We start from the raw sequence: 5,273 nt of genomic DNA, 5'->3' as shown, positions 1-5,273 counted from the left end.
TAACTTCCTCTTTTTTGCCACGGAGTCACAGAGGAAAAGATTTTTTCTTTTCTCCGTGACTCCGCGGCAAGGTTTTTCTTTAACTGGATACGATATGGAAGTTATTTCAGGACAGTTCCTAAACCTCTACTGTTTTAGTGTAAATTTGAACAGACATAAACCGAAGTTCTATAAATAACGTAAGGCTGGCATGCTGGAAATTGCGGATAAAACCTTTTCTTCACGACTGTTTACCGGAACCGGAAAGTTCAGTAACAGCCAATTGATGACCGATGCCATCATTGCCTCCGGCAGTGAACTGGTCACCATGGCACTTAAGCGTGTGGACCTGAATGAGCAGCAGGATAATATCCTCGGCCCTCTTTTAGACCGGCAGTTGCAGCACAACCTGAACCTGCTGCCAAACACCTCAGGTGCCCGCACTGCCGATGAAGCCATTTACGCAGCCCAGCTGGCCAGAGAAGCCCTCGGCGCCCATTTCGTCAAAGTCGAAATTCATCCAGACCCCAAATACCTTCTTCCAGACCCCATTGAAACCCTGAAAGCCTGCGAAACATTGAGTGCTATGGGTTTTGCCGTCATGCCTTATATCCATGCAGATCCGGTTCTCTGTAAACGCCTTGAGGAAGTGGGTGTTGCTGCTGTTATGCCCCTTGGCTCCCCCATTGGCAGTAACCTGGGGCTGAAGACCAAAGAGTTTATCCAGATTATTATTGAACAAAGCTCGGTACCGGTGGTGATTGATGCGGGCATAGGAAGCCCTTCCGACGCGGCCCTGGCCATGGAGATGGGCGCTGATGCCGTTCTGGTCAATTCCGCCATCGCCGTAGCCCGTGATCCGGTACAAATGGCCATCGCTTTTAAAGACGCCGTTATCGCCGGGCGCAGGGCTTACCAGGCCGGTCTTGGTGGGCGTTCACTGCAGGCTCAGGCCAGCAGCCCCTTAACGGCCTTTCTGGATGACCTTTAGGAGAGGACGTGATGACCTTTCTTGACCACTTTAATCAGATCCAGTGGGATGAGCTGAAAATGACCATCCACAGCCAGACCACTGCAGATGTAGAGAATGCCCTGCACAGTGCCAGACTGAACCATCAGCAGTTTCTGGCGCTGATATCCCCTGCTGCAGAGCCCTACCTGGAAGCCATGGCGCAAAAAAGCAGGCAGCTGACCCGACAACGGTTTGGCAATACTCTGCAGCTCTTTATTCCCCTCTATCTCTCCAACAAGTGCACCAATATCTGCACTTACTGTGGTTTCAGTCTCGGCAACAAAATTCGCCGAAAAACCCTGAAGATGGACGAGCTGGACCGGGAAGTGGCTGCAATCAAAAAGATGGGATTCGATCACATCCTGCTGGTGACTGGCGAAGCTCCCGGGACTGTCGGTGTCAGCTACATCAAATCAGTGATTGAGCGGCTGCGGCCACACTTCGCCCATATCAGTATTGAAGTCCAGCCTCTGGATCAGGAAGATTATCAATCCCTGATGGCCGCAGGCCTTGATGCGGTGCTGGTTTACCAGGAAACCTATCACCGATCCGCCTATGAGCAATACCATCTCCGGGGCAGCAAAATGAATTTCAACTACCGCCTGGAAACCGCTGACCGACTGGGACGGGCAGGCTTTGATAAAATCGGTGTTGGTGCCTTGATTGGTCTGGAAGACTGGCGAACCGACTCGGCCATGGTGGCGGCTCACCTGGATTACCTGGAAAAGACCTACTGGCGAACGCGCTACTCAATTTCCTTCCCCCGGCTGCGCCCCTGTGAAGGTGAGTTTCAACCAGTATCGGTGATCTCTGACCGACAGCTGGTTCAGCTGATCTGCGCTTACCGCCTGTTCAAACCCGAAGCCGAGCTCTCCTTATCCACCCGTGAATCGGCAAAGTTCCGGGATAATGTCCTGCCCCTGGGCATCACCACCATGAGCGCCTATTCCAGCACCCACCCCGGTGGCTATGCAGATGACAATATCCTGGGCAATGAAGATCTGGAACAGTTCACCATTGACGACAATCGACGTCCAGAAGCAGTAGCGGATGCCATTCGGGCCAAAGGGCTCGAGCCGGTCTGGAAAGACTGGTCCCACTGTTTCAGCCATTAACAGTTTCACTTGGTCAGTTATCCGGCTATGAGCAACTCAACAAACAACTCATCAGGCAATTCATCAGAAAACGATGACATCTCTGCTTTCCTGAAAGAGATGAAAGGGGTAAACCCGTTAAAAAAGAAAGCAACCGCTGATATCCAGAGAGTTCAGCGGGTCACACCGGGCCAGGAGATTCGCAAGGCCGCTGCTGAAGACACCTTTACCGACCCGAATTTTCTTTCCCTGCTCAACCCGAAAATGGTCAAACCCCATGACTTTCTGGTCTGGAAGCGGGATGGTGTGCAGGAAGGCGTGTTCAAAAAACTCCGCCTGGGTAAATATGACATTGAGGCACGCCTTAACCTCCACCACAAAAGCGCCCGGGAAGCACGGGAACAGGTTTTCCAGTTTATCAATGATTGCCGGGAGCACGAACTGCGTACCGTATTGATAGCCCATGGACGCGGTGAGAAAAGCACCCCGCCTGCCCTGCTGAAAAGTTACCTGTATACCTGGCTACCCGAGATGGAAGCGGTACTGGCCTTTCACAGTGCACTGAAAGTCCATGGCGGCTCTGGAGCACTGTATGTGATGATCAGAAAAAGCGAGCGGGAAAAACTGGAAAACCGCGAGCGCCATGCAAAACGCTCAAAATAAACCACCTGAAACAGGCTAATACTGGAACTATAAGTAGTTAACATCAAATCTGAGTCTATTCTGACAACAGAATAGCTCGGAAAGGTTAAAGAGATGGACGCTAATCAGTCGGCTTCAGCAACTCAAGGTTCTTCACCCAGCGCACAAATTGAGACTTCCACCAATCAATCAAGACCTTATTCACGGCATAGGCATCGAGAGCTTAAAAAACAAAAAGAAGCTTCCAGGAGTACCCCTGCTCGCTGCCTCTCAGAAAGAGAGAAAGTTGCAAAAGCTCTATATGACAGGGGGGCTTCCTCTATGAAACATATTCCAGACCGGGTTCTTAAAAAAGAGTGGCAATCAGAAGTCGCTCACCTTCCTAAAGAATTTCAACGACAGCATATTGCTGAGAGGCAAGGATTAAAACAAATACAAAAACTGATTCAAGAGGGACGAGAAGATGAACTGGATAAAATTATGGGCACCACAGTTTCCTATACTGACATTACAGATGGTATTCAAACAGTTATAAAAAAAAGTGAACAGTACCCAGGAAAACCCGGGATAAACCAGCAACTTCAACAGATAAAAGAACAAACTCCTGTTACTCAATTAAAAGTTCTTAAATCAATAGCGCTTGATTTATCAGGTACATTACAAAGAAAAAGCAAGGAGTTCCTGACAAAAACAGACAAGGAAAACTTTCATAACTGGTTTCAGGCAACCATGCGCTGCATGCTGAAAACAGATGCTATTGAGCAGCCTTCTGATAGTAAACTGCATGTAATCGCTGAAGCGACACTTCAATTGTTTCAGATAATGATCGATAGACAATTAGCCGATCCCGATCTGGTATCTTATGTTCTTCTTGCAAAAACACTGCATCAGATGTTTCTGATGCTCTGATTGCTTACCTTGACGGTAACGTAGCGGAAGTTTGTGCATTAGATAGCCAAAAGCCCATCATTATTTGGTTGAAAGCCATGATTGCCCTTAATCATCAGCTTGACCCAGAGAAGTCTGAACGGTTATTGGTTGATGCTGCAAGTAAAGATGAAACGATACATTTTGAACTGGGTCTGTTTTACCTTGAGCACTGCCAATCACCTGATCTTGAAAAACTTGCAACCATCAAATCTTTATTAGAGAAATCAGAATCCAAACTCCATGAAGCAGAACGGCCTTTATGGTTGCAATGTAATGCAAAGGTTAATCAACTTATATTCCTGAAGGAAGAAAGCCAAGTAACACCCTTGAGCAATAATGCATTGCAGGCCAATCCTTCTGAGAAGAATGTCAGGGCTGAGTTAATCGAAGCCAAACCTTCAACATCACCTGCCATAGAAACAAGACAAGCGCCATCAACCAATCTCTCTTCAGTTATGTCATTGGCAAAAGCTCTCATTAAGAATTATCAATATCATCACGATGCCAGTTCCCCCAATAGCGAAGAGGTTAAAGAATATACAGTAATTGGATGGAAGGGAAAAAAACTCAACCCTTTTGAAGCAATGAAGCCTGAAAACCGAGACCCTATCATAAACAAGCTGCTTCGCCATATTCATACCTGTAGAATTTTCAACAATCTCGAAGAGGAGGTCAGATGTTATGACATTCTCAAAAACCAGAAATTTATGTTCATGTTACAGTTCGAACGCCTGCTCGAAGAAGCAACATGGACTCTTCTTCATTGCACTGAAGATCCACATAGTGGTGGTTTCAGATCGAGTCAAAAAGAGCGGCTGGATGCTCTGAATTTAGCAAAGCAGATGATGATTATATGCCTGCAACACACGGTTAAACACCCTGAGATAGTATACGATGATCAGCTGGTTAACGACCGTATTGCATCGCTAACTGACTGGCTTGATAACATCGATAACTTTGGCGGCGATAAAAAATTGCAACAGTATATGAGGCACAATATCCGGTGCCGTGCAGGAAGTGGTCTTGGCCATATCTTCCGATTTATCCAGGAGGAAACGGGGAGAAGCGAAATGGAAAAAATGGCCTCTGTGTGTTTCCAGGCCAAAACTTCATTTGATCCCTGTTATAAACCTGAATTCAAAGGCCATATGGAAAACAGAGAGCAATACTACCGTCGAGTGACACTTACCAGATAACCAGCAAGAGTGTCACTGGTTAATAAAGTCTTCACAGTTCACAAATATTTCTGTTGATAAATGCCTGAGTTTGCCAACAGCTGAGAAGCTACCAATGATTACTCCAGAAAAATGCCGTAATACTCCTTAATGGCATGCACGTATCCACCAATCTCCCTTGCACCACAGGGCAGGCTGTTGGACCAACTTAAGCACCTGCCATATACCCTAAATCAATCCGTGGCAGGTGCGAAAGCTGATCAAAATTGATACAGATCATTCCTTTTCTCTATTTTTGATAACTTTTATTTAGTTAGGTAGTACCACTTATTGCTGATAATTATGTACAGGCACAGACTAAACCCAGCCAGCCTGCTTTTATCAAGCTAGGAGCCTGTCGGACTTAAGCGTCCGTAGCGAGGATTGCGAGAAATTGAGGAT

The 5,273-nt window shown here is 46.9% G+C and carries 5 protein-coding genes; all 5 read left to right on the top strand.

Going from position 1 to position 5,273, the window contains the following annotated elements:
• The first annotated feature begins 190 nt into the window (after positions 1-190).
• The 5 genes from KDK15_RS05510 to KDK15_RS05490 all read left to right on the top strand — a co-directional run bounded on the left by KDK15_RS05510 (position 191) and on the right by KDK15_RS05490 (position 4,853).
• Positions 191-970: a thiazole synthase gene (locus KDK15_RS05510; protein ID WP_257294364.1), complete on the top strand. Its 780-nt coding sequence runs from the start codon at positions 191-193 to the stop codon at positions 968-970.
• Positions 971-981: 11 nt separating this feature from the next.
• The gene (gene thiH / locus KDK15_RS05505; protein WP_257294363.1) at positions 982-2,106 is read left to right on the top strand and encodes a 2-iminoacetate synthase ThiH; all 1,125 of its coding nucleotides are present in this window, start codon (positions 982-984) and stop codon (positions 2,104-2,106) included.
• A gap of 27 nt (positions 2,107-2,133) precedes the next feature.
• Complete coding sequence (smrA, locus tag KDK15_RS05500; protein ID WP_257294362.1) at positions 2,134-2,748, top strand: DNA endonuclease SmrA; 615 nt, start codon at positions 2,134-2,136, stop codon at positions 2,746-2,748.
• Positions 2,749-2,841: 93 nt separating this feature from the next.
• Entirely contained in the window at positions 2,842-3,636 is a 795-nt protein-coding gene (locus KDK15_RS05495; RefSeq protein ID WP_257294361.1) for a hypothetical protein, read from the top strand.
• 77 nt (positions 3,637-3,713) lie between these two features.
• Positions 3,714-4,853 (top strand): hypothetical protein, encoded by a 1,140-nt coding sequence (locus KDK15_RS05490; RefSeq protein WP_257294360.1) that lies wholly within the window; start codon positions 3,714-3,716, stop codon positions 4,851-4,853.
• Positions 4,854-5,273 lie beyond the last annotated feature (420 nt).

This window comes from Endozoicomonas sp. YOMI1, assembly GCF_024606345.1.
Classification (GTDB): domain Bacteria; phylum Pseudomonadota; class Gammaproteobacteria; order Pseudomonadales; family Endozoicomonadaceae; genus Endozoicomonas.
The sequence above is the reverse complement of the archived record's forward strand: the minus strand, read 5'-3'. Positions and strand labels throughout refer to the sequence as shown.